Annotated in this window: 21 protein-coding genes, 1 other RNA gene and 1 riboswitch; of the genes, 13 read left to right on the top strand and 9 right to left on the bottom strand. The window is 48.7% G+C overall.

Annotation, left to right across the window (positions count from 1 at the left end; translation table 11 throughout):
- Positions 1–11 precede the first annotated feature (11 nt).
- The 5 genes from panC to rnpB form a co-directional block, all read right to left on the bottom strand.
- Positions 12–836 carry a pantoate--beta-alanine ligase gene (panC, locus tag NIT79A3_RS17595; RefSeq protein WP_013967485.1) on the bottom strand — a complete coding sequence of 275 codons (825 nt, stop codon included), beginning with the start codon at positions 834–836 and terminating at the stop codon, positions 12–14.
- Positions 837–850: 14 nt separating this feature from the next.
- Positions 851–1,642: a 3-methyl-2-oxobutanoate hydroxymethyltransferase gene (gene panB, locus NIT79A3_RS17590; RefSeq protein ID WP_013967484.1), complete on the bottom strand. Its 792-nt coding sequence runs from the start codon at positions 1,640–1,642 to the stop codon at positions 851–853.
- A gap of 56 nt (positions 1,643–1,698) precedes the next feature.
- A complete protein-coding gene (gene folK / locus NIT79A3_RS17585) occupies positions 1,699–2,193 on the bottom strand; it encodes a 2-amino-4-hydroxy-6-hydroxymethyldihydropteridine diphosphokinase (RefSeq protein WP_013967483.1) in 495 nt (164 codons plus the stop codon).
- A gap of 12 nt (positions 2,194–2,205) precedes the next feature.
- The gene (gene pcnB / locus NIT79A3_RS17580; protein WP_013967482.1) at positions 2,206–3,600 is read right to left on the bottom strand and encodes a polynucleotide adenylyltransferase PcnB; all 1,395 of its coding nucleotides are present in this window, start codon (positions 3,598–3,600) and stop codon (positions 2,206–2,208) included.
- 93 nt (positions 3,601–3,693) lie between these two features.
- Positions 3,694–3,994: RNase P RNA component class A (gene rnpB / locus NIT79A3_RS18070), an RNA gene on the bottom strand.
- A gap of 340 nt (positions 3,995–4,334) precedes the next feature.
- On the opposite strand from rnpB, the gene NIT79A3_RS17575 reads away from it, so the two are divergent.
- Positions 4,335–7,748, top strand: a complete 3,414-nt coding sequence (locus NIT79A3_RS17575; RefSeq protein WP_013967481.1) for a mechanosensitive ion channel domain-containing protein — start codon at positions 4,335–4,337, stop codon at positions 7,746–7,748.
- A 187-nt stretch (positions 7,749–7,935) separates the two neighbouring features.
- Here the strand turns inward: NIT79A3_RS17575 and NIT79A3_RS17570 are convergent, their stop codons facing one another.
- Positions 7,936–9,252, bottom strand: coding sequence for a TolC family outer membrane protein (locus NIT79A3_RS17570; RefSeq protein WP_013967480.1), 1,317 nt, complete (start codon positions 9,250–9,252; stop codon positions 7,936–7,938).
- Positions 9,253–9,340: 88 nt separating this feature from the next.
- Positions 9,341–9,994 (bottom strand): protein-L-isoaspartate O-methyltransferase, encoded by a 654-nt coding sequence (locus tag NIT79A3_RS17565; RefSeq protein ID WP_013967479.1) that lies wholly within the window; start codon positions 9,992–9,994, stop codon positions 9,341–9,343.
- A gap of 65 nt (positions 9,995–10,059) precedes the next feature.
- Positions 10,060–10,165, top strand: a riboswitch (TPP riboswitch).
- A 38-nt stretch (positions 10,166–10,203) separates the two neighbouring features.
- Between NIT79A3_RS17565 and thiC the strand changes: the two genes are divergently transcribed.
- From thiC to NIT79A3_RS17505, 12 genes are all read left to right on the top strand, one after another.
- Positions 10,204–12,099, top strand: coding sequence for a phosphomethylpyrimidine synthase ThiC (gene thiC / locus NIT79A3_RS17560; protein ID WP_013967478.1), 1,896 nt, complete (start codon positions 10,204–10,206; stop codon positions 12,097–12,099).
- Between the two features lie 60 nt (positions 12,100–12,159).
- Entirely contained in the window at positions 12,160–12,984 is an 825-nt protein-coding gene (locus tag NIT79A3_RS17555) for an undecaprenyl-diphosphate phosphatase (protein ID WP_013967477.1), read from the top strand.
- Positions 12,985–13,760: 776 nt separating this feature from the next.
- Entirely contained in the window at positions 13,761–14,165 is a 405-nt protein-coding gene (locus NIT79A3_RS17550) for a copper resistance CopC family protein (RefSeq protein WP_013967476.1), read from the top strand.
- Between the two features lie 6 nt (positions 14,166–14,171).
- The gene (locus tag NIT79A3_RS17545; protein ID WP_013967475.1) at positions 14,172–16,193 is read left to right on the top strand and encodes a CopD family protein; all 2,022 of its coding nucleotides are present in this window, start codon (positions 14,172–14,174) and stop codon (positions 16,191–16,193) included.
- Between the two features lie 60 nt (positions 16,194–16,253).
- Positions 16,254–16,706: a hypothetical protein gene (locus tag NIT79A3_RS17540; protein ID WP_013967474.1), complete on the top strand. Its 453-nt coding sequence runs from the start codon at positions 16,254–16,256 to the stop codon at positions 16,704–16,706.
- 211 nt (positions 16,707–16,917) lie between these two features.
- Positions 16,918–17,193 (top strand): hypothetical protein, encoded by a 276-nt coding sequence (locus NIT79A3_RS17535; protein ID WP_013967473.1) that lies wholly within the window; start codon positions 16,918–16,920, stop codon positions 17,191–17,193.
- A 48-nt stretch (positions 17,194–17,241) separates the two neighbouring features.
- Positions 17,242–17,532 (top strand): transposase, encoded by a 291-nt coding sequence (locus NIT79A3_RS17530; RefSeq protein ID WP_013964263.1) that lies wholly within the window; start codon positions 17,242–17,244, stop codon positions 17,530–17,532.
- Positions 17,523–17,870, top strand: coding sequence for an IS66 family insertion sequence element accessory protein TnpB (tnpB, locus tag NIT79A3_RS17525; RefSeq protein ID WP_013964262.1), 348 nt, complete (start codon positions 17,523–17,525; stop codon positions 17,868–17,870). The genes NIT79A3_RS17530 and tnpB overlap by 10 nt, the downstream gene beginning before the upstream one ends.
- A 49-nt stretch (positions 17,871–17,919) precedes the next feature.
- Positions 17,920–19,503, top strand: a complete 1,584-nt coding sequence (locus tag NIT79A3_RS17520; protein ID WP_013964261.1) for an IS66 family transposase — start codon at positions 17,920–17,922, stop codon at positions 19,501–19,503.
- Positions 19,496–19,912 carry a PAS domain S-box protein gene (locus tag NIT79A3_RS17515; RefSeq protein WP_049785392.1) on the top strand — a complete coding sequence of 139 codons (417 nt, stop codon included), beginning with the start codon at positions 19,496–19,498 and terminating at the stop codon, positions 19,910–19,912. The genes NIT79A3_RS17520 and NIT79A3_RS17515 overlap by 8 nt, the downstream gene beginning before the upstream one ends.
- Before the next feature lie 48 nt (positions 19,913–19,960).
- Positions 19,961–20,572, top strand: a complete 612-nt coding sequence (locus NIT79A3_RS17510; RefSeq protein ID WP_013967472.1) for a Crp/Fnr family transcriptional regulator — start codon at positions 19,961–19,963, stop codon at positions 20,570–20,572.
- 71 nt (positions 20,573–20,643) lie between these two features.
- Positions 20,644–23,241, top strand: coding sequence for a chemotaxis protein CheB (locus NIT79A3_RS17505; protein ID WP_013967471.1), 2,598 nt, complete (start codon positions 20,644–20,646; stop codon positions 23,239–23,241).
- 116 nt (positions 23,242–23,357) lie between these two features.
- Here the strand turns inward: NIT79A3_RS17505 and ftsZ are convergent, their stop codons facing one another.
- Positions 23,358–24,509 (bottom strand): cell division protein FtsZ, encoded by a 1,152-nt coding sequence (ftsZ, locus tag NIT79A3_RS17500; protein WP_013967470.1) that lies wholly within the window; start codon positions 24,507–24,509, stop codon positions 23,358–23,360.
- 68 nt (positions 24,510–24,577) lie between these two features.
- Positions 24,578–25,816, bottom strand: a complete 1,239-nt coding sequence (gene ftsA / locus NIT79A3_RS17495; RefSeq protein ID WP_013967469.1) for a cell division protein FtsA — start codon at positions 25,814–25,816, stop codon at positions 24,578–24,580.
- Positions 25,817–25,832 lie beyond the last annotated feature (16 nt).

Below are 25,832 nucleotides of genomic sequence, written 5' to 3'. Positions count from 1 at the left end.
AATGTCTGATCTTATATTTCCAGATTATCGATCAATCGTGTTTTATCCAGCCAAGCTGCACCCAAAATTACCAAATCTACATCGTCAGCATGCGCGGGTAGCAGTGAGCTGCGTTTATGAATACTGATGTAATCAACTTTCCAGCCGCGTTGAACAAGATTGTTGGTTGCATTTTTTTGTAATGTCAGAAAATCTTTGCAACCGGAAATAATTTCTTGTTTGATCTGAAGGAGCGTTTGATAAAGATTGCAAGCTTCTGCACGCTGTACTTCGTTCAAATATTGATTGCGTGAACTCAGTGCTAACCCATCCGCTGCCCGGACGGTTTCACCTGCAACAATTTCAACGGGTAAATTCAATTGTCTTACCATTTCACGCACGATATGCAATTGCTGATAATCCTTTTTCCCGAATACAGCCAGATTCGGTTGGATAATATTGAATAATTTCAGTACTATCGTTGCAACGCCGCGAAAAAATCCCGGACGAAATGCACCTTCCAAAGTATCTGCTACAGGGGGTAATGCTAGCAAGAATTCTTGTGGTGTAGGGAAAAGAATTTTTTCATTGGGTGCAAAAACAGTCTTGACATTTAGTTCAGAAAGCAATCTGCAATCATTGTCAAAAGTCCGCGGATACCGGACGAAATCTTCATGTGGCAAGAATTGCAGCCGGTTGACAAAGATACTGACGACTACGCAATCGGATAACTGTTTTGCTTGCTTTATCAGCGCCAGGTGACCGGCGTGTAAATTTCCCATGGTTGGAACAAAAGCAATCGGTTGTTCACTTTTGAGACTGTTGCGTAGCGCGGTAATGTCATTAATTATGTTCACGCTCAGATTAGCAATTAAAATTCATGTTCTTTACCTGGAAACTGCCCGGTTTTGACAGCAGTGACATAATTTGCAATCGCTTCCTGGATGCTTTTTGCATCGGCCATAAAATCTTTCACAAAGCGGGGTTTTTTACCCTGGGACAATCCCAGCATATCATGCAGCACCAGGACCTGGCCTGAGCAATCGGCGCCTGCACCGATACCGACCGTGGGAATAGCAAGCGCCTGAGTGATCTTTTTCGCGAGTTTTGCCGGCACAACTTCCATTACCAACAGGCTTGCTCCCGATTTTTCCAGTAATTTTGCGTCACTGAGCAACTGTTTTGCTGATTTCTCCGAATTACCTTGTAATTTGTATCCGCCCAGTTGGTGAATCGATTGCGGCATCAAGCCAATATGAGCGCAAACCGGAATACCGCGCTGAGTCAAAAATTGGATTGTATCCGCCATGATTTGACCCCCTTCAATTTTAACCATTTGCGCGCCCGCAGCAAGAATTTTGGAAGCATTCTCAAAAGCTTGTTCGGGTGAAACTTGATAGCTGCCGAAGGGCATATCGGTAATGATGAATGCTTTGCTGACGCCGCGCGCAACACAACGTGTATGATAAATCATGTCGTTCAGCGAGACGGATAAGGTGGTGTTTTCTCCGTGCAAAACATTCCCTAAAGAGTCACCTACTAGCAAGACATCGATGCCCGCATTTTCCAGGATGGTTGCAAAAGTGGCATCGTAACAGGTCAGAACAGTGAATTTTTCATTGTTCTCAAGCATTTTTTGCAGAGTGGTCTGTGTAATTCTCATACTTTATACGGATGGCAAATTTTATCGAGAAAAACCAAGTAACATGATGAATTATTTCAAGCTTTGATTTGTTCTAGTTTTTGTTCATTGCACGCGGTTAGCAGTGAGGCAATGTGGCCGTGACCAGGAATGTGACAATCCGGAGCGATTTCTATCAGCGGCCTCAAGACAAAAGCGCGTTGCCACATGCGCGGGTGCGGTAAAGTCAATCCTGCATCATGATACTGCAGCGCATCATACAGCAGAATATCGAGATCCAGAGTACGCGGCGCATTCAAAGATTCGCGTACGCGCCCATGCCGGTGTTCAATAGCCAGCAATGCGTTGAGCAGCTCATGCGGTGCCAGATGCGTTTCAATCAATGCTACCGCATTGATAAAATCGGGCTGATCCAATCGTCCAACGGGAGCACTTTTATACAGCGAAGAATGGCTTATTAAGCGAGTACCTGGAAGTTGTTTTAATTCATCAAATGCTTGCTGTATCTGGGAAATCGGATTTTCCAGATTACTGCCCAAAGCAATAAAAGCCTGGCTCGGTGTTTTGCTCATGGGAAATATAAATTAACCGTCTTCATTTTTGGCGGAATCATCCGGAGGAACAGCGAGACTGGATGAAGATTTTTTACGGCTGCGTTTTCTCTTGCGTTTTATAGGCGAAGTTTGGTTGAGCAACAATTTTTCCCGGTCTGCGTTATCCGCGGATAGAAATGATTTCCACCATTCACCGAGTTCCATGTTCAATTCACCGCTTTCACAACGCAGCAGCATGAAATCATAAGCCGCGCGAAAACGCGGATGAGTGATCAACCGGAAGGGTTTACGCCCGCTGCGGGCTTCAAAGCGCGGCTGCATGGACCAAATTTCTTGGATGATTGCATCAAAGCGGCGAGGAATCGCAAGTTTCTTATGTTGTATCGCAAGGATCTGATCCATTGCCTTAAATAAGGCAGGTAAAGGTTTCTCACCGGCAGCCTGGAATGAATCCCAAGCGGAAAGCACTTCATGCCATAGCAGTATGGCAAACAAGAATCCGGGAGAAACCGGTTTATCTTGTCTGATCCGCTCGTCGGTATTCTTCAGGGCAATGGTGATGAAGCGTTCGCCCAAAGGTTGTTCGAGTATGACGTCCAGCATCGGCAGAAGACCGTGATGCAAACCACGCGCCCGTAATTCAACAACACAAGCCAGCGCATGTCCCGACAATAACAGCTTCAACATTTCATCAAACAAGCGGGACGGCGGGACGTTTTGCAGTAGCGGTGCCAGATCGCCAATGGGTTTGGCGGTTTCCGTTTCTATTTGCATGTCCAGTTTAGAGGCCAGACGGACGGCGCGTAACATGCGTACCGGATCTTCGCGGAAGCGTATTATCGGATCTCCGATAATACGCATCTTTTTAGCTTTGATATCTTCATAACCATTCAGGTAATCAAGAATCTCTTCCTTGGCAGGGTCATAGAACAGCGCATTGACTGTGAAATCACGGCGAACGGCATCTTCTTCCTGGCTGCCAAAAACATTATCATGTAAAAGACGGCCGTGTTGGTCAGTTAGTTGCACCGATGCGTGATCATTACCATCGTCGGGAGATTGTCCGCGAAAAGTTGAAACTTCCACGGTTTCGGCGCCACACATCACGTGCACCAAGCGAAAACGCCGCCCGATAATGCGCGACCGGCGAAAAAGCTGGTATACCTGCTCGGGTGTCGCATTGGTCGCCACATCGAAATCTTTCGGTGTCAATCCCAATAGCAAATCCCGCACGGCGCCGCCGACGATATAAGCTGAAAATCCCGCCTGCTGAAGGGCGGTGGCAGTTTTAAGTGCACAGGGAGTGATCTGGTTGCGCCGGATGCCGTGGTGTTTGAAAGGAATAATACTCAGACTCAGCTTTGCGTTCGGTTCGGAAGCAGGCGCTTTGCGGCTGAATACTTTACGGAGAAATTTACGGATCATTGCGATTGTTAAAAGTATCCGGCGCTAATCGTGTAACGGATATCTGATTTGCATGAGAGTTTCAATCTATTTGGGTCAGTTAAATAATAAATTTGGTGAAGCCAGCCGGTAAGCCGGGTTCTGTCGTGGACAGTCATTCCTCTAGATGTACAGTTACCTGTACACTCAAGCAACCTACCCGCAGGCTCTGCGAGCAACATCATCGCCTGCCTATTTGGTCTTGCTCCGGATGGAGGTTACCGCGTTTCACCGTAACTAAATACGCTCGTCTCTGTGGCCCTATTCCTCACCTCACGGTGGACGGCCGTTAGCCGTCATCCTGCTCTATGGAGCCCGGACTTTCCTCCCCCTGCGTTCTAAACGAACGACAAGCGGCGACTGTCTAGCCAGCTTCGCCGGTCATTTTATCACTTGCAAGAATGATAAGTTAGCGAAATAATCAGCCTATAGTTCGTACGGCATCTGGACAAAATATAAAGCAAGCTGCTTGCGTGCAGGTGAAATGATGTGCCGGATTGGATGATACACAATTGTTTTTTTACTTTTGCGCAGATTAGAATTATATTGAGCGCTACGCTTCTCAGTTTTCTTGCTAAGATTTTGAGTTTTTAGAGATGCTTTTCAAAAGAAGCATTTGCAATTCTTATCTGTTGCTCAGTGTACGGTAGAACAGCCTTATCGGGCTAGTAATACGCTCCGGATAACTACTCCCTCTTTTCCACGATTATACATTCATGCTGTTAAAACCCTTGTTGAACTTTAAATCGTTTTTTTACATTCTCTGGTTCAGCGCGCTAGTGCTTCCGTTATTGTCACCTGCAACTGCCGGCGCAAAAACTCAGCCATCGGTGTTTAATGCTATTGATACCGCACGCACGGCTATTGATCGCAGTAAGATGGAAGAAACCCAGCGGCAGGCAGCCATTGATCATCTTGAAGCCGCACGTGCTTACGAGCGTGAAGCAGAAACGCTGAAAGAGCGTTTGACAGCGCTACGTGCTGAGACTGTTGATCAGCCAAAAAGAATAGAGCGCTTACAAAAAGCTCTGACAATAAATCGTGAACAGGAGTTACTTGAATGGTCCAAGCGTATACCGGCTGATACCGATGGAGAAACGCTCGAACAGTTCTTGGAGCAGGAACGTACGGTTATTAGCGATCTGCGTGCGCAGATCGATGCGGTTGGTACCGATTTGGCTCAAGCGTTATCGCGTCCGGCTCAAGCCACAGATGAAATTACCGCATTACGCCGCCGTATCGAAGAGCTGTCAGTGTCTTTCTTGGCTCAGAAAGATGAACCTACCGTATTGTTTGAAGCGCGGCGCTTGCGTCGTAGCGGTGAGCAACATCAGCTACAAGTAACTCTGGAATTACGCCTCGCTGAGCAGGATACCGCCACGCAGCGCCAGAATTTTTACGAACTGACGCTACGTGAGCTACGCTATCGGCTGGGATTACATGAAAAACGGGTAAAACATTTACAGCAACGTATCGCCAATCGCGGCCGGAATGAACTGGAGTCGCTGGTTGAGCGATTAATTAAACGAGAGCGAGAGCTGGCAGGCGCCGCTGCGATTCTGGCATCCGCAGCCACTACGAATCGTGCGATGGGTGAGGAACTCATACAACAAAATGAAAATTTGGCACATGATCGTGCTGCTTTGGCCAGTATCGAAGGAGCTCGCGAACGCACTGCAGTAGCCTTGCGTGATAGCCGAACCAGGCTTGATGTGGGGGGTGCCAGCGAACGCGTTGGCCGCTGGTTGTGGAGTGAGCGACGACGGCTGGAATCTCTGGTTCGACTTGAAAACCGGTTGAAATTGATTCGCAATGACTTGGCTGATTTACGCTTGGAACGGGTCGTGCTAAGCGAACAGCAACGAAGCCTGGTCGATATTGATGCTGTTGCCCGGACATTGACGGAGGCGCGCCCGGAAACAAGCGACGAGGGTCACGCCGAAGAAAATGCTAATAACCAGTTACTCCCTTTGCTGCAAAAACGTGCCGAACTTTTAGTCTTGCTGGAGCCTTTACTGCAACGGCGTATCTCGGCACTGGAAAAGAGCGAGCAAACCCTGCAGGAGCAGATCCAGGCTACCGAAGAATTGCAACAAATGCTCGATCGCCACCTGTTATGGATTCCAAGCCATAGTGCCATCGATGCAGACTGGCTGCAACGGCTCCCCGAAGGATTCCTCGACTTGGTCAAGCCATCGCGTTTTATTACCACGGCCAAGCTCGGTCTGCGCAGCTTCCGCCAGCAACCCCTAACCTGGCTTGGCAGCCTGCTGTTAATGCTGGTCTTGCTGGAACTGCGGCGCCGCGCCCCAGCGCATATTGAGACCTTAGCAATTGATACCTATCAGATTCGCAAAGATAGCTACCAGACGACTATTAAAGCCTTAGGATGGACACTGCTGGCTGCTTTGCCAGGACCTGTCATGTTGCTCTTGCTGGGGCAATTGCTACAAGGTATCGGTGATCCCGGACGATTCAGTCATTCCGTGGGCCAGGCTTGCATGTTGCTGGTAATTCCGTTACTGGTAGTGCAACTGCTGCGCTGGATCAGTATTGAACGTGGCCTTGGTCACGCGCATTTTCGCTGGACCCGGCAACGCCGTGCCGCATTGCGCGATGGTTTGCCGAGAATTGCTGTGGTAGTGCTACCGCTGTATTTCATCGATTCGCTGGCATTCATCCGTAAACTCGACTTGGCTATTGATGTGCAGGCGCGCGTTGCTATCGTGCTTTGTTGCGTGGGACTTGCTTGGTCCCTCTGGCGCCTGCTGGATGTTGGACGTCTCTGGGTTGTTCGAGGCGAAACCGGTGAATCGTCGAAGCTGCGCAAGCTGCTGCGTCTGATTCTGCCGGTGTTATTGCTGGCTATCGCAACATTGGCGCTAGCCGGTTATATCTATTCTGCGGGTATGATGCTGCAGTCGTTATTGGCAAGCTTTGGTGTAATCGTAACGATTGCTATCGTGCAGGGAATGCTCTCGCGCTGGTTTCTGCTTGGAGAACGGCGTCTTATGTTGCAGCGGCTAGAGGAACGCCGCGCAAAGGCAGCTCAAGATAGCGTGGTAGCCGGCGAGGTAACAGCAGAGCCAGAAGAAAATATCACGCTCGAACAAGTTAACGCGCAAACCCGGCGGCTGCTGCGGACGCTGCGTTTGAGCCTGCTCGCGCTGGGTCTGATTTGGGTCTGGTCTGGAGTGCTGCCAGCCATCGCGCGTTTAGACGAGATCGCGCTGTGGTACTTCAGTGACAGCGGTCCGGATGGAACCACGATCCAGCAACCGGTTACTTTGATGGCTGTATTGCTGGGTATTTTTACTTTGATTCTGACTACGGTTGGTGCCAGAAACCTGCCGGGATTGATCGAGATTAGCCTATTGTCACATATCAGCATCGATGCAGCTTCACGTTATGCCATCACCAGCGTGTTACGCTACGCTATCGTTATTGGAGGAACCCTGGTGGGATTCGGTTTTCTGGGCATGCGTTGGTCACAGTTGCAGTGGATGGCGGCAGCTTTAACGGTCGGACTTGGATTTGGCCTGCAGGAAATCTTTGCTAACTTTGTGTCCGGCATCATTTTGTTGTTTGAGCGGCCGTTCCGGGTGGGTGATGTAATCACGGTCGGCGATCTTTCCGGCCGGGTCACCCGTATCCGTACCCGCGCGACCACTGTTCTTGATTTCGATAACAAAGAAATCGTGATTCCTAATAAAACCTTCATTACTGGCCAGATCATCAACTGGACATTGACTGATACGATTACTCGTGTTGTTATCCGGGTTGGGGTTGCTTACAGCGCTGATGCTGACAAAGTACGTACGTTGCTATTGCAGGCCGCCAGGGAAGATGAGCGGGTGCTGGCGGAACCAGAACCTTCATGCTGGTTATTGACTTTCGGTGCAAGCTCTCTCGATTTTGAGCTTCGCGTATTCGTTAACACAGTAATTCATCGGCTGGAAGTCCAGAATGCGCTGAATACAAGAATCATGGCATTATTTGCCGAGCATGGCGTTGAAATTGCTTTTCCACAACTCGATTTGCATGTGCGTGATCTGCCAGCTGAATTGACACGTAGCCAAACTTCTAATGCAATAAGGCAGGAAGAAGCGAAGACAGATCAATCGGGCTAACAAGGCCGTTGAAAACTATCGGATTTGTCGTTGTGATGCTAAAAACAAGCTAGAATTCTCATTTATCGCGATCAACTACACTTTTTCACCTGCTTTTTCCGTGCTCGTTTGGCAGGTTTAACCGCCCAGAGATTGTCCTCGTTAGCGTGTTTGGAATCATCCTGCCTTCATTTCGAGGAATTGCCGATTACTTGGTCAGCATCGCGTTAATTTGCGTCAGCATATCCTCGTCCAGTTCACCCGCTTCCGCGCTCAGACGTAATCTGGACATTAAATAGCTGTGATAAGCTTTGGCTAAGTCGCGTTTGGCAGAGTAAAGTTGTTGCTGTACATTCAGCACATCCACTTCGGTTCTAACGCCGACTTGTTGTCCAAGAATAGTTGAATCTAACTGGCTTTGACTGGATATCAAAGCTTGTTTAAGTGCTTTTACCTGCGCAATACCATTCGTGACATTCAGATATTGCTGGCGTATTTGGAGCGTGATGTTACGCCGGGTGTTCTCCAGATCGTGTAATGCTCTATTCTGTAGAGCCAATGCCTCGCGCACTTGGGACTGCACAGAAAAGCCCTGGAATATGGGAAAATTAAGTTGAACACCGATTGATTTTGATGTGAGATCAATTCCACGGCCAGTAATCGCACCACCAACACCGGTCTGATCACTGTATTGAGCGACCAGATCCACTGTCGGGTAATGTTGCGCCCAGACTTTTTTTACATCCTGTTGCGCTATTTCATACGCAGCTTGCTGGATTTTCAGAGCAAAGTTCTTTTCTTCAGCCACACGCACCCATTCGTCCATGCTGCTATAGCGCAAATTAGTCAAATCGGCGGCAATTTCTTTAGCGCCCACGAGATTTTCAGGGAAGCGGTCAATAATGCCTTGTAACGTGCGTTTCTTGATTTCAAGTGCATTGCGCGCAGCGATTTCTTGCGAAATAATCAGATCATGACGTGCTTGCGCTTCATTGGTATCCACAATGGTGGATACGCCTACTTCAAAGTTACGCTTGGCTTGTTCCAGTTGTATCAGAATCGCTTTTTTCTGTGCCTCGGCGACTTCGACATCAATCTGAGCATCCAAAACATCAAAATACGCTTGCGCAACCCGCAAAATCAAATCCTGTGCAGCAACGACAAATTGCGCATCGGCTTTGCTAACTTCTATTTTTGATTGCTGATAAATGACAATATTCTGCATCCGGAAGAGCGGTTGCGTCGCGGAAAGCACTAGACCCCGATTTTGAATAATATTAGTACCGGCGAAACTGGTTTCCACTTCCTGCACCTGGCGTGTTGCGGAGAAAGTAATATTCGGTAAAAATCCAGCTCTACCTTGCGGTAATTTTTCTTCTGCAGCTTGATAAGCAGCCCGTGCCGATCGATACTGCGGATCCTGGGATAAAGCCTCCTGATAGATATCCATCAAATCGGCAGCTTGCAGAGCGGGATGCCATATAAAGCTTATAAAGACAGCAAAAACAAATTGCAAGAGTTTCATGGGTTGTTCCGATAGGAATTCGGAGCTGATGAGACTTCAGCGATTAGTTGCATGCTGCGTTGGATGACACACGTAATTTCTTTTATACTCAAAAGGTAAACCTTGACGGTTGCAGTACATTGATGAGCGGTGCTGTACTGGTTTCAAACAGCTTGGTTGTGGTGAATTCGCCAGGCGCTACACAAGTGATCAGCAAAGCTTCCATGACCGGATCTTCTCCGACAATCGCAAATAACCGTCCGCCCGGATACAGACTTTTCTGAAAAGCATCGGGTAAAACAGGTGTCGATGCGGTTAAAACAATCACATCATAAGGTTCATGCTTCGGCCATCCGCGCGCAGCATCACCTTGTTCGACAGTTACATTCGTAATTTCATGCGCTTTAAGATTATTTTCTGCCATTGCTTTCAGTTCTGGAATAATTTCAACACTGTAAACATGTGCGCCTCTATCAGCCAGTAGCGCCGTTAAGTACCCGCTGCCGCTGCCGACTTCCAGAATTTTGTCTGTTTTCTTAACATGAAGTTCCTGTACTATGCGCGCTTCCATTTTGGGGGTAAGCATTACTTGGCCATAACCCAGCGGAATTTCCATATCCACAAAAGCCATTGCGCGATTTTCGGCTGGAACAAATTCTTCACGCTTTATTTTGTACAGTAAATCCAGTACGTTGTCATCCAATACACTCCATGTCCGGATTTGCTGGGCAACCATATTAAACCGAGTTTGTTCGAGATTCATTTCTTGATCCATATTCTTAAATTGGTGTAAGACTTGCAATTATTTCACATTTCCATTAGCTTCACAGCATCAGCTAGGGGTCCGTTTTCAGAATTGTCTGATATTTGGTGAGATAGTCCCTTAATACCTGACGCGGATAATGCCGCCGTAGGGAAGCTGGGATTTATCTTCCCGCTCTTTATGGCATTTAACTAAGGAGCAACATTATTATGAGCATTACAGTTTTAAATCCCAAAAGTTTTTCCAATACAACCGCCGAAGTCGATGCGGCAGCCGTAAAACCGCTACCGAATTCACGCAAAATCTATGTACAAGGCTCGCGAACCGACATTCAGATACCGATGCGGGAAATCCGGCAGAGCGATACTACCACTAGTACCGGCGCGGAAAAAAATCCGCCGATCTGGGTTTACGATACTTCCGGTCCTTATTCCGATCCGGCAACAAAGATAGATATCCGCTCCGGATTGCCTGCGCTGCGTGAAAAGTGGGTCGCAGAGCGTAATGATACCGAAATATTATCCGGCCTTAATTCGGCATACAGCTTGGAACGTTTAAATGACCCTAAGCTTGCGGACATGCGTTTTAATTTGCAACGGCAGCCGCGCCGCAGCAAGGCTGGATTGAATGTTACGCAGATGCATTATGCGCGCCGTGGCATCATTACACCAGAAATGGAGTTTATCGCCATTCGTGAGAATCAGTGCGTTGAGGCTTTCAGTGCGCAAAATCATGAGCTGTTTACACGCCAGCATCCCGGGCAGGATTTTGGCGCATCACTTCCCAAACGGATAACACCGGAGTTTGTGCGCGATGAAGTAGCACGCGGGCGCGCCATCATTCCAGCGAATATCAACCACCCTGAATCCGAACCAATGATTATCGGACGTAATTTTCTGGTGAAGATCAACGCGAATATCGGTAATTCCGCATTGGGTTCCAGTATTCAGGAAGAAGTGGAAAAAATGACCTGGGCGATCCGTTGGGGCGGTGACACGGTGATGGATCTGTCTACCGGCAAGAACATTCATGAAACGCGCGAATGGATTATCCGCAACAGCCCGGTCCCGATTGGCACAGTGCCTATTTATCAGGCATTGGAAAAAGTTGACGGCAAAGCGGAGGAATTAACCTGGGAAATTTTCCGTGACACGCTGATCGAACAGGCCGAGCAGGGTGTTGATTACTTTACTATCCATGCCGGTGTGCGCCTCGCGTATGTGCCAATGACCGCAAAACGCATGACCGGCATCGTTTCCCGCGGCGGCTCGATTATGGCCAAATGGTGTTTGTCGCATCATCAAGAAAGTTTCCTGTACACGCACTTTGAAGAAATTTGCGAGATCATGAAGGCTTATGATGTCAGTTTCTCGCTCGGCGATGGGTTACGTCCCGGTTCAATCTATGACGCCAATGATGAAGCGCAATTTGCCGAACTGAAAACCTTGGGTGAATTAACTAAGGTAGCTTGGAAACATGATGTGCAAACCATGATCGAAGGACCCGGCCATGTGCCGATGCACTTGATCAAGGAAAATATGGAATTGCAATTGAAGTATTGCGATGAGGCGCCTTTTTATACGCTGGGTCCGCTAACGACGGACATTGCTCCTGGTTATGATCACATTACTTCTGCCATCGGTGCGGCCATGATTGGCTGGTACGGTACAGCGATGTTGTGTTATGTAACGCCTAAAGAGCATCTGGGCCTTCCGGACAAGGATGATGTCAAGGACGGTATCATTACCTACAAGATCGCCGCGCATGCAGCGGATCTGGCAAAAGGACATCCCGGCGCGCAAATTCGGGATAACGCGCTGTCCAAAGCACGTTTTGAATTCCGTTGGGAAGACCAATTTAATCTCAGTCTTGATCCGGATAAAGCGCAACAGTTCCATGATGAGACCTTGCCACAGGATGGCGCAAAGGTGGCGCATTTCTGTTCTATGTGCGGCCCGCATTTCTGTTCCATGAAAATTACTCAGGATGTGCGGGAGTATGCGGCGAATCAGGGGGTTGCTGAAGAAGAAGCCTTGAAGCTGGGGCTGGCGCAAAAATCAGCAGAGTTTAAGGAAAAGGGTGCGGAAATTTACAGTAAATTGTAAATTTGGCCTGCTTATCTTATTGTCAATTTTAATTTTATAAAAGCATAACAACAACGCGATATGGATTTAATTTTACTGTTTAAAGCGTTGATCCTGGGCGTTGTTGAGGGATTGACCGAGTTTCTGCCGGTTTCTTCTACCGGTCATCTGATTTTGGTTGGTGATTTGCTTGATTTTAACGATGAACGTGCTATGGTTTTTACTATCGCGATTCAATTGGGTGCGATTTTGGCGGTTTGTTGGGAATATCGCAGTAAGATCATAGACGTGATTCGTGGTATCGGGTCCAATCCGGCAGCCAATCGTTTTGTGATCAACTTGCTGATTGCGTTTCTGCCGGCTGCGATCATGGGTTTACTGTTCATTAAAACCATCAAATACTATTTGTTTCATCCGGTACCGGTTGCGCTGGCGTTGATCATCGGCGGTTTCCTAATTTTGTGGGCGGAGCGCAGGAAACATGTGATTGAAGTGGAACAAGTCGATGATATGGATTGGAAGCACGCATTGAAAGTCGGTCTGGCCCAATGCCTCGCATTGATTCCGGGCACTTCGCGCTCGGGTGCTACGATTATTGGCGGGTTGTTTTTTGGTTTGTCGCGCAAAGCTGCTACCGAATTCTCATTTTTCCTGGCAATTCCCATCATGTTTGCAGCCACCTTTTATGATGTCTATAAACACCGCGAGTTTTTAGAATGGGATGATTTAGGTCTGTTTGCAGTGGGTTTTGTTGCTGCATTCCTCAGTGCGCTGTTGGCGGTGCGCGGGCTGCTCCGCTTTATCAGTAATCATGATTTTACTGTATTTGCCTGGTATCGCATTGTGTTTGGCATCATCATTCTGCTAACAGCTTATACAGGTGTCATTGGTTGGTCAGAGATGTAAGCATACTGCATTATTAAGAAAGCGGTGATCGTGTCAGAGCGAGTTCGCACTGCACGTAAGTCTTATTCCTAATGGCAGGAAAAATAGGCCATCGCCATTAAATGGCGAAAGCGGTGTGCTTAATTCTCTGGCAACACTATGATAGCTATGAAGGTAAGCTGACATGTGTTTTCAGTAATTCCGAAAGCTTCATATTTCAAAATGTTAGCGAATAATGGAATTGTCCACTTTCACTCTTCGTGTATTCTTACATTCCCATAATCGTTTTGACAGTCCCATGCCAAGGTTGCAATTATGGATAAAGTTGTTGACGATTATAATATTCAGCTAGTAAATTAGCTATTCTGTTTGGAACTTAAGTCACTGTTCACGCAGAGTAACTTTCTGCAAGATATCGCGAGTGCTTTTGGACCGGAGAAACGGCTTCAGGACAATATTTACCGGTGAGTAATGTACTTTATTGCAAATAAAGGGAATATGTACCGCAGAAATGTACGGCTATTTGCGGATATTGTGGAACTTGGGGATCATTCCACTATTTACAGATTAGTTGGGAAAGATCATTATGTATCATGACTTCTTACTGTAAGTATGAATAGGGTAAACGCCGAATTTATTTTATATTTTTAAGGTGTTTGTTTTGGATCGCCGCTGGTGAATTATTCTGGCTTACAGTAATCAAATCCAACAAAAGCTATTTGGTTTTAGCTATTTGTAACTAAATTAAAACTGTTCTCGCACAAGATAATATAACAAATCTGAAAGGAATATTTCGAATGAAAATAATAGGGACTGTCCACATTATTAAGCGATTTATAGCACTATCTGTAATAGTAGTGGCAATGACGCTTATGCATGCAAATCAAGTATTAGCGCATGCTTCCCTGGTTAAAGCCGAACCTGCTCGCCGTGCAGTGCTTTCCACACCGCCCGCACGGATTCATCTCTGGTTCAATGAGGAAATTGAACCCGCGTATGCAGCTCTTTCGGTACTCAATGAGGATAAAAAATCGATAACAGATAACAAAGTGGAAGTTGATTCAAAGGATCCGAAGTCCGTTGTGTTGGAATTACCGGATATGCAACCGGGACGCTATACAGTTAAATTCCGGGTGCTTTCTGTAGATGGCCACGTGGTTGATTCAGAATACAATTTTACAATTTCAGACATAAAAAAGTAAAATAAGATGATTGAGATCGTTGCTACATTTGCTCGCTGGTCACAGCTTATTGCCAATCTGATATTGTTCGGTAGCTGTATTTTTCTTGCTATCGCTGGGCAACAAAAAGCTGTATTTGAAAGCATTTGGGTAATCCGGCTGGAAAAAATATTTCCATGGCTGGGTGGCGTCATTTTACTGGGATTGCTAGTTATTCTAGCGACAACAACAGGCGAAGCAACCGGTATTGCGGCTAATACCTGGCGGCCTGAAGCTTGGCTGGAAGTCGTGCAACAGACTCGCGTAGGAAAAATATGGGCGGCTCGTGCGGTATTTGCAGCAGTTTTGTTAGGAGTCGCGCTATATATTCAGTATGCTTACAGAGTGAGGTGGCATTACATCCTATGCGCGTTTGTAGCGTCTTTACCTTTGATTATAGGGTCGCTGGTAAGCCATTCTGCAGCCGATGAAATGTCTGTCGTTTCAATACTTCCCTATGCGCTGCATATTCTTTTCGCGGGTATCTGGTTTGGCGCTTTGCCTGCTTTTCTATTAATCATATTTAGTAAGAAAGGCTCAGATAAAGCATGGGATTTGCTGAGCATAGATAGCCTGAAAAAGTTTTCGTCGCTGGCTTTGCCAGTTATGGCCGTGATCATGCTTACAGGTATTATTGTTGCCGACCGCATGATTGAGGAAGACTACCATGCGCTGGTTGCCAGTTCGTATGGCTGGTTATTAAACATAAAACTCACCTTATTAGCGATCATTCTAATCATTGCGTATCAAGCACGTTCCAGATGGCTGCCCTTGTTGATCCGGGCTAATAATGGCGAGGAAACTCAAAGCGGCGGCCCGCAAATGAAGCGGTGGGTAAGCGTTGAATTTGTTTTAGCGATGATCTTGGTATTATTGGCGACGATCATATCGAATACCAAACCAGCAAAGCATGCTATGGTTGAAAACTGGCCATATCCTTTTAGATTCTCAATCGATGCTACCTGGGAAGAATCCAATGTTCAGATATTTTTCTGGGCGGGTGTGACACTCTTTATAATGGCAGCAGGCTCAATAGGGTTAGGTATTAAAAGCAAATGGGATATAAAAAAACGGATTGGAGTACCGCTTGTATTAATAATTGCATCCTTCGCAATAGCATTACCAAAACTAGCGGTGGTTGCTTATCCGGAAACTTACCAAAGTACGCCTGTTCCCTTTGATGCGATCTCTATCTCTAATGGATCGAAATTGTTCTCGCAGAATTGTACGACTTGTCATGGTCCGCAAGGTAAAGGCAACGGAATAATTGCTAAAACTTTTAATCCGCCACCCACTGATTTATTGACAGAAGCGCACACGGCAAAACATACCGCCGGAGATTTCTTCCATTGGTTAACGCACGGAATAAGTGAGCGGGGTATGCCTAGTTTCTCCAGTAAATTGTCTGAAGAGGATCGCTGGGATGTTGTCAATTACATTCATGCCATGTCGCGTGGCTATAAAGCACGCTTACAGAGCCCTGAGGTTGTTCCTGAGAGACCATCCATCGGTCCGCCCATTTTTTCATATTTTGCACATGACGGTTCCAGTGGTGTTCTAAAGGATTTTCGTCAGAAGCAAAATGTAATGCTAGTATTATTCACTTGGCCGCAATCACAAGAACGACTGCAAGAGTTGAAAGCAACTTATGATCGGCTGCAGAAACTCAATACGATTATTCTGGCCGTCCCGATGAATAATCTGGATAAACAAGAAATCATGGGTATTGCAGCAGATATTCCTTTTCCGGTTGTAACAGAGGGCTCGTTAGAGATAAAAAATAGCTATGCGTTATTTCGGCGAACGCTAACTAATCCGGATATATTAAATGAAGGCGTGATTCCGGAGCACCTTGAGTTTTTGATAGATCGCTTTGGCTATTTGCGTGCCAGGTGGATACCTGCGATAGACGAAAGCGGATGGGCAGATATCAGTGTTCTAACAAAACAGCTCATTCAACTGAATAGTGAAAAGGAAATTCTTCCGCCACCGAGCGACCATGTGCATTAATGCAGTAAATTTATATGGCTTTGACTATCTTTACCTTAATTAATAGTCTATGAGAAATTGATGACTAGACAAATCATTACATCAATTCTGCTAAGCGCTATGGTGATGTTGTCACATCTCGTTTGGGCGCATACTGATGTGTATTTAACTACAGTTGAAGCACCTCATGGCGGTCAACTTCGTGCAGCAGGTCCTTTTCATTTAGAGCTAGTCGCCAGGGATGGCGAATTGACATTGTATGTAACCGATCATCGGGATATACCAATTCCAGTGCAGGGTGGGCACGGTAAAGCAAATATTCAAGCAGGCAAGGATGGTGAGCGGATAGCCGTTTCACTTAAGCCGGAGAATGGAAATATAATGAGAGCTAGCGGTGCGTTTAAAATTACACCAGACACTTCAATTGCTATTTTTATAGCAATTCCGGAATATGAAACGCAAGGCGCACGTTTTACCCCGCTCGTGTTTAAAGGAGAGGGTGGTGATCGCGGTCATGACCACGAGGATCATTAAGTAGAGTCACCTCAGAAAGTCAGCAAACTTAGTGACTATAATCAAATCTATCCTTGAGATTTTGAAATAGTTTTAAGCAGCAACGAACCATCAAATGGCAATATTGATAGCGCATGTGCAAAGGCAATAAAAGCCTTCAAAAACACCCCCAAATTCATAATCAGAATTTGATAAAAAAGTTGTTTATACTTTCTATATCTCCGGAGTTTATATGAACGGCCCCCCCATTCAAAACGTCAAACTTGAACACCAAACGAATCTGCGCCAACGGGCTGAAGCTTTAATTAAAGAAGGCACTGCTAAACCCATGCTGGGATGGTTGCCCGGTATCAATGCACTGTCAACGCTGTATGACCTGGCTAGGACTCCAGAAACCGCTGGCGATGCACTCAAATTTCTTCACGAGCTACAGGTCCATCAAGTGGAACTGGATCTGCAGCATGAACAGATGGAACAGAACCGTAAGCCTCCAATCCATCCACATTAACACCCTGATACGTCATCGCTATCCTCAAACCTTTTACAAGGAGGGACGATGTCATCATCAGAAGCGCGACGAATTCATATCGAAGCATGGCAAACCAGCGGTAAGTCTCAGGCGGCTTATTGCCGGGAACATGGTTTGAATACCAAGACGTTTGGCAATTGGGTTCGCAAGCATCGTGCCGGTCAGGTTATCCGGCCGCCTGCGTTGGTCCCGGTCACGATCAAACCGATGCCTGCACCGACGAGCACGCTACGTCTTCGCGGTCAAGGCAATCATGTGTTGGAGCTGCCATCGACGGTTTCGCCGCATTGGCTGGGGGAGTTGTTGAAGTGTCTTTGATTGCGAATCCAGGGAAGATTTGGTTGATGGTTGAGCCGGTGGATATGCGTCGCGGCATTGACGGATTGTCGGTATTGGTGGAGCAGGCGTTGCAGCGCTCGCCTTGTGCGGGTTCGGCGTTTGTGTTTTGCAATCGCGCGGGCAATCGCATCAAAGTGCTGCTGTGGGACGGCACCGGCGTGTGGTTGTGCCAGCGGCGCTTGCATCAGGGACGGTTCGTTTGGGGGCGTTCGGATACGGGCGGGATGGAACTGACTGCGTTGCAATGGGAGTGGTTGATTGCCGGGGTGGATTGGTGTCGTTTGGGGTTGCAATCCTGCGCAAGAAAATATAGCTGAAAGCCAATACTGGAATCACTTTGCGCAAGTTTTGCAGTATAATAACGCCATGAAAACGCACGCAAAACAGTCAATCGAATTAGATCATTTGAACCTCACGCCGGAAGCTAAAACCGAGGTATCGAACCTTATTCAATCACTGCTTACGCAAGCACAAAACGAGCTCAAACTGCTGGAAGCGAAGAATCAGGCACTGAAGCTGGAACTGGCACATTTGCGCCGCATTCGTTTCGGCGCGAAGAGCGAAGCACTGTCGCAGCCACAATTCAGCCTGTTCGAAGAAGACTGGCAAACTGATGCGGCGGCGATCGAAGCGGAAATCGAGCAACTGCCGCTGCCGGTTCCGCAAAAACCCAAGCGTGCACGCGCTGGGCGCCAACCTCTGCCGGATCACCTGCCACGCATCGAACACCGGCATGAACCGGAATCTTGCCAATGCAAACAGTGCGGCAGCGATCTGGTAAAAATCGGCGAAGACGTCAGCGAACAACTGGACGTCAAACCCGCCGAATTCTTCGTGCACCGTCACATCCGCCCGCAATACGCCTGCCGGGCTTGCGAAACCGTGGTCGCGGAACCGGTTCCGCCCGCGGTGATCGACGGCAGTATGGCAACACCCGGACTGCTTGCTTGGATCACGATCTGCAAATACCTCGATCACCTGCCGCTGTATCGCATCGCACAAATCGCCGCCCGGGAAGGTGTCACTTTATCGCTTTCCACGTTGGCGGAATGGATCGGACGTGTAGGCGTGGCACTACAACCGCTGGTTGACCGGCTGATTTTGCACTTATTGCATGGCTCTGTGTTACACGCCGACGAAACCCCGGTGGCGCAACTTGATCCCGGCAGCGGAAGAACGCAACGCGCCTATCTGTGGGCGTATCGCAGTAACGATTTTGAGTTGGGGCCGCGCATCATCGTATTCGACTACCAAACCAGCCGTAGTGGCAAACATGCGCAAAACTTCCTCAACAGCTGGCAAGGCCACTTGCTGGTAGACGACTATGGCGGTTACAAGGCTTTATTCTCCAAAACAGCATCACCCTGCACTGAATTAGGGTGCTGGGCGCACGCGCGCCGCAAATTCTTCGACCTGCACCAAGCCAATGCCAGCACCGTCGCGTATGAGGTGTTGCAGCGCATAGGCGGACTTTACGCCGTCGAAGCCGAAGGCAAGCACTTATCGACCGAAGCCCGGCAGATACTACGTGCAGAAAAAAGCCTGCCGATCCTGCAATCGTTGCACGACTGGTTACTGCAAACTCGCGCCCAAACTGCCAATGGCGGCGGCACCGCCAAAGCCATCGACTACACCTTGAAGCGCTGGCAAAGCCTAATCCGCTACGCCAGCAGCGGACACCTGCCGATTGACAACAACCCCGTCGAAAACACTATTCGCCCCATCGCGCTCGGCAAGAAAAACTGGCTGTTCACCGGCTCCGAACGCGCCGGAAAACGTGCCGCCGCCATTCAAACCCTACTCGGCACCGCAAAACTCAACGGCCTCAACCCCGCACAATGGCTAGCCGACACCCTCGAAAAACTCCCCACCTGGCCTAATAGCCGAATCGATGAATTGCTACCGCTTGCACCGGAGGATATTGAAGCATTGTTGAAGGAATGTGAGTAGATGGTGGGGTTGGAGGGATACACAGAACCGGAGTGAGCTTGCGGAAGAGCTGACGCATTATGCCGAGTTGTATGATTTTGCACCGGTCGCATACTTCACTGTTGATTCCGGCGACAGGATCAGCAAATGCAATCGCGCCGGTACCAGCCTATTTGGCGTCGCCTGCGGCGAATTGAGCGGGAAACGGCTCGACAGTTTCTTTACACCCGCAAGCGGATTGCTGCTGCTTGCATTGCTGAAGAGGCTGCGCTCCGGCAGTTCCAGAGAAACCTGTGCAGTGAAAATTGACAATGGTGAAGGTGTTTCACGCGACTTTCAGGTCGTGGCCAGCGTCTCACCAAGCAGCGGGTATCTTCTGCTGGTCCTTATGGATACAAGCGATCACCGGGAACCTGACCCGCGCACTTGAGCTTTGGCCACACGATTCATCATTTTGTATCCCAACCCTAAAGTATGAATGACTACACAACAGTTATCAATTCTCTCGACCTGCCAAGAAGACCTGCAGCTGAACCGGCTGCTTGCGGTTCTGCCTGACGATGCTTTGAAGCGTTTGTCGCCACACCTGGAAAAGATAGAACTTCCCGCTGGCAAGGTGCTCTATGAGCCGGGCAGCGAATTGAAGAACCTCTATTTTCCGCTCGACTCAATCGTCGTGCTGCTGTGCCAGATGGAAAATGGCGCTTCCACCGAGACAGCGGTTATTGGCAACGATGGCCTCGTCGGCGTATTGCTGTTCATGGGCGGCGCCACCGTGTCACAAGCGGTGGTGCAAAGTGCGGGTTGTGCGTTCAGAATTAAGGCTGCTCCAATGAAAACTGAGTTTGACCTGAATGGTGCCGTGATACACCTGCTGCTTCGCTACATACAGGCGCTCATCACAAAGGTAGCCCAGACGGCGGTGTGCAACCGTCATCATTTGCTGGAACAGCAGCTATACCGCTGGCTGTTGCTGAGTCTGGATCGCCTGCCGGGTAACGAGTTGGTAGTCACCGCAGGAAGTCATCGCCTATCGGTGTGGACACATCACGGCGCTCGATCGTCCCGGTTTGGAAGCCAGAGTTTGTGAGTGCTATGCCGTGGTGAAGCGCGAGTCACAACGTCTGCTGCCGGAACGGCTGGCGCTCTGAAAGCTGCCGCATGGTCTCTCTGCCTGACATCAATCAATCCGCTAATCCACCGGCGAAAACGCGCATCGTCGGCATCGGTGCTTCGGCCGGAGGTCTTGCGGCACTGGAACAATTTATGGAGCAGGTGCCGCTGGAGAGTGGCTTGGCCTACGTTGTGGTGCAGCATCTCGATCCTACGCAAAAAGCTTTGTTGGCTGAGTTACTTCAGCGTGTCACCAAGCTGCCGGTACGAGAGGCTGAAAATAGGATGCGCATCGAGCCGGATTGCGTGTATGTAATCCCTCCGAACACGGAGCTTAGCGTAGTTGACGGTGTGCTGAATCTGGAAAAGCCCACCGAGCCACGCGGCTTGCGGCTGCCAATCAACGTCTTGTTTTCTTCCCTGGCGCGCGACCAGGGTGAGCGTGCGATTGCGGTGATTTTGTCCGGTATGGGATCGGACGGCACACTGGGTTTGCAGGCGGTCAGGGCATTGGGCGGTCTAACCGTTGTACAACAGCCCGATTCGGCGCAGTTCGACTCGATGCCCAGGAGTGCCATCGCTGCGGAGTGCGCCGACATTATCGCACCACCTGCGGAGTTACCAGCGCGCATTCTGGCCTATACTGCCCAGGCACCCAAGCTGCAGGAGCCGGGCATCGCTGCCGAGGAAGTGGTTCAAGCATCTTCGGAACTCCCGGCTTTGCCGGTGAATCCACTGCAAAGCATTTTCAGCTTATTACGCCAGCAAACTCGGCACGATTTTTCCGTGTACAAACCCAGCACCCTGCATCGCCGCATCGAGCGGCGCATGGCTATCCACGGGATCACCACGCTGGCGCTGTACGCAGAATACATGCAACAGAATACACAAGAGATTGATTTGCTGTTCAAGGAGTTGCTGATCGGCGTAACCAGCTTTTTTCGTGACCCCGCAGTCTGGCAGCAATTGGCGGATTTCACTTTGCCGGAACTGCTGGCGCGGCAGACCATCGAGCAAAAGCTGCGCGCTTGGGTTGTCGGCTGCTCAACCGGGGAGGAGGCCTATTCACTGGCCATCCTATTCAACGAGGTAGTGCAGCGGCTGTCACTACGCCACGATTACACGCTGCAAATTTTCGCTACAGATCTGAACCCGGATGCCATTGCCACGGCACGCCGCGGGCTATATCCCACCGCGATCAGCGCTGACGTGTCAGCGGAAAGATTGGCGCGTTTTTTCAGCGCACATGATAAATATTACCGGATCAACAAGAACATCCGCGATATGGTGTTGTTTGCGCAGCACGATGTGGTGCTCGATCCGCCTTTCACCAAGCTCAACTTGCTTTCTTGCCGCAATCTGATGATCTACTTCGATGCCGCGCTTCAGCGCAGGTTATTGCCCTTGTTTCACTACAGCCTGCGTCCAGGCGGCGTGCTGCTTTTGGGAAGTTCGGAGACAGTCGGGCGATTCAAACAGCTGTTCACCCCGATCGAGTCGAGATTGCGGTTATATTTGCGTCAAGACAACGCCTCCAACACCGGCCCGGATCTGTTGGTGAAGTCGTTTCCACCCCTGTCCAAGATTAAAAAGGAACTTCCAGTGCCCCATCCCACCGATACTTCCCAACCTGCTGAGAATTTACAAACGGCCGCCGATCAGGTGTTATTGCAGATGTATACGCCTGCTGCCGTGGTCGTCAATAATGCCGGCGACATCGTCTACATCAGCGGGCGCACCGGAAAATACCTGGAACCGGCCGCCGGTAAGGTCAACTGGAACTTCCACGCCATGGTGCGCGAGGGTTTGCGCGCACCGCTTGCCGATGCATTGAAAAAGGCTGTCACGGAAAACGAACCGGTACAATTGCGCGGTTTGCAAGTACAAAGCGCGGAAGGTGTTCAGTGTGTCGATGTTACCGTGCAGGCATTCCGCGAATCTTCCGTTTTGCAAGGTATGATGCTGATCGTATTCCGCGATGTAGTGATGCCCACGCCACGGCGTGGGCGACGCAAGGGAAAAAGCGCGGTGGAGGCATCTCATGAGTATGAATTGCAACAGTATCAGGACGAAATCTTGAAGCTGCGCGAGGAGACGCATGCATCAAACGAAGAATTACAATCGACCAATGAAGAATTGCAGTCCACCAACGAAGAGCTGCAATCAGCCAACGAGGAGCTAACCTCTTCGAAAGAAGAAATGCAATCTATGAACGAGGAGCTGCAAACGATCAATGCTGAGCTGCAGAACAAACTCGACGCTCTCGCGCTCGCCGAGAGCGACATGAAAAATCTGCTCAACAGCACTGATATCGCGATACTGTTCCTTGATCAAGAATTAAACGTGAGGCGCTATACCGAGCAGGCATCGAAGATCATCAATGTCCGGGAAAGCGACATTGGCCGGCCGCTCAGCGACCTTACCACCATCTTGCAATACCCGGCTTTGCAAGACGATGTGAAAGAAACGCTGCGTACTTTAATTTTTTCCGAAAAACAGATCTCCGCCGGAGATGACCGTTGGTTTTCTGTGCGAATTATGCCTTATCGAAGACTGGACAATGTAATCGACGGCGCCGTAATCACCTTTGTCGACATCTCTGCGACGAAGCGATTGGAATCGAAACTCTGCCAAGATCTGGATTAATGACTGTCCGATCAAATATCGGACAGTGCACATAAACAACGTATTGCAAGTATTTGATTACATTGATAACCCTGTAGAATTACCAACAGGGTCTCGGCTTTCAACTTAATCAGACTCTAATCCGCTTGCCTTCTCAAGAAAGCCGGTATATCCATTGGGTCAACACCGGATTGACGCATTGCTGCTACGGTGGCATTGCTTCTTCTACCTGTACGCATGACTGCTGGCTCTTCTGATGAATAGATTGAATCTCTGTCATCGGTTCCAGTACGGTTATGGATAACAGTCAATGGTGTATTCTGGCTCTGACTGACTAAACTGCCAAGCCCGGTAGCAACCATGGTCACGCGCAAATTATCGGCCATATTTTCATCAATCACTGTGCCCACAATAATTGTTGCATCTTCAGCGGTGAGATCTTTAATCGTATTCATCACTTCATGGACTTCGCGCATTTTCAATGATTGACTGGCGGTAATATTTACCAAAATACCGCGCGCGCCAGCCAGGGAAATATCTTCTAACAGCGGACTTGAAACGGCACGCTCTGCTGCAACACGCGCGCGATCAACACCCATCGCTATTGCGGATCCCATCATTGCCATACCCATTTCTGACATCACGGTTTTGACGTCAGCAAAGTCGACGTTAACCAAACCAGGACAATTAATGACTTCCGCGATACCGGCTACTGCACCATACAGCACATCGTTGGCGGCTTTAAATGCATCCAGCATGGAGATATCATTACCTAACACCATCATCAGCTTATCGTTAGGAATCACGATCAATGAATCAACATGCTGTGACAGTGCTTCCATTCCTGCTTTGGCGGCTACCAGGCGTTTTCCTTCAAATGCAAAGGGCTTACTGACAACAGCGACAGTTAGAATACCCATTTCTTTGGCAACTTGTGCGACAACCGGCGCAGCGCCTGTCCCGGTTCCACCTCCCATCCCTGCGGTGATAAACAGCATATCCGCGCCTTGAATCATCTCCGCAATCCGGTCACGATCTTCCAGCGCGGCTTCACGTCCAATTTCAGGATTTGCTCCTGCACCCAATCCTTTGGTAATACCCGTACCCAGTTGCAATATCGTTGGTGCTTTATTACTTTTCAATGCCTGCGCATCAGTATTCATACTGATGAACTCAACGCCTTGCATGCCATTCTGGATCATATGATCCACTGCATTGCTTCCGCAGCCACCAACACCAACCACTTTGATGACCGCCTCTTGAGTTTCGTTATTCATGATTTCGAACATAGTGTTTCTCCTTTAGTACATTGAAATTAAAGCCGCTTGACTGCAAATACAACCCTTGAAATTTCTAATTAAAAATTTCTTTGAAACCACCCCTTCATTCTGGAAAAAATCTGCTTGGCAGAACCACCCTGCATTCTTGAACCTTGTTGATGCTGCATCTGCTCGATACCGGCCAGAATTAAACCAATACCTGTCGAGTATCGAGGCGTATGGATCACTTCCTTTAAATTACCATGATAATTGGGCAAGCCCAATCGCACAGGCATATGAAAGATCTCTTCGCCTAATTCCACCATGCCGCGTAATGAGGCAGATCCGCCCGTTATTACGATTCCTGATGAAAGTAATTCTTCAAACCCGCTCCGGCGTAACTCGGCTTGCACCAGACAGTAGAGTTCCTCCGCACGCGGCTCAATCACTTCAGCCAGGGTTTGTTTGGATAACTGGCGCGAACCGCGATTTCCCACATCGGGCACTTCCACCATCTCTTGCGTATCGGCAAGACTTCTTAATGCACAGCCGTAGCGGCACTTGATATCTTCAGCACTTTTTGTCGGGGTGCGTAATGCCATCGCAATATCATTGGTTATTTGATCTCCGGCGATTGGAATGACTGCGGTATGCCGGATTGCCCCATGTGTAAATACCGCGATATCTGTCGTTCCGCCGCCGATATCTACCAAGCAGACACCCAGATCTTTTTCATCGTCGGACAGAACGGCCATCGCAGAGGCCAATGGTTGTAATATCAGATCGCGAACTTCCAGGCCGCATCGATGAACGCATTTCACGATATTCTGCGCGGCAGATACTGCACCGGTCACAATATGCACTTTTACTTCCAGTCGGATGCCGCTCATTCCCACCGGTTCACGTACATCTTCCTGGCCGTCAATAATGAATTCCTGATTCAGGATGTGCAGGATTTGTTGATCAGCCGGTATGTTCACAGCCTTTGCCGCTTCCATCACCCGTTCCACGTCTTTTTCGGTGACTTCCTTGTCCTTAATGGGAACCATGCCATCTGAATTAAAGCCTTTGATATGGCTGCCGGCTATTCCAGTATAAACTTCATGAATCTTACAATCCGCCATCAATTCCGCTTCTTCTAAGGCGCGCTGAATGGCATTCACCGTTGTTTCGATATTGGCCACCACACCTTTTTTCAATCCGCGTGAGGGGTGGCTGCCCAAACCAATCACCTCAAAGCCGCCTTCGGGAATAACCTCCGCGACGATGGCCACAATTTTCGATGTGCCAATGTCTAGGCCGACAATCAAGTTTCTATTTTCTCTAGCTTTATTCATCTAGCTCCATCTCCCT

The organism is Nitrosomonas sp. Is79A3, from assembly GCF_000219585.1.
Lineage (GTDB): Bacteria > Pseudomonadota > Gammaproteobacteria > Burkholderiales > Nitrosomonadaceae > Nitrosomonas.
This window is presented reverse-complemented; position numbering and strand designations above follow the sequence as displayed.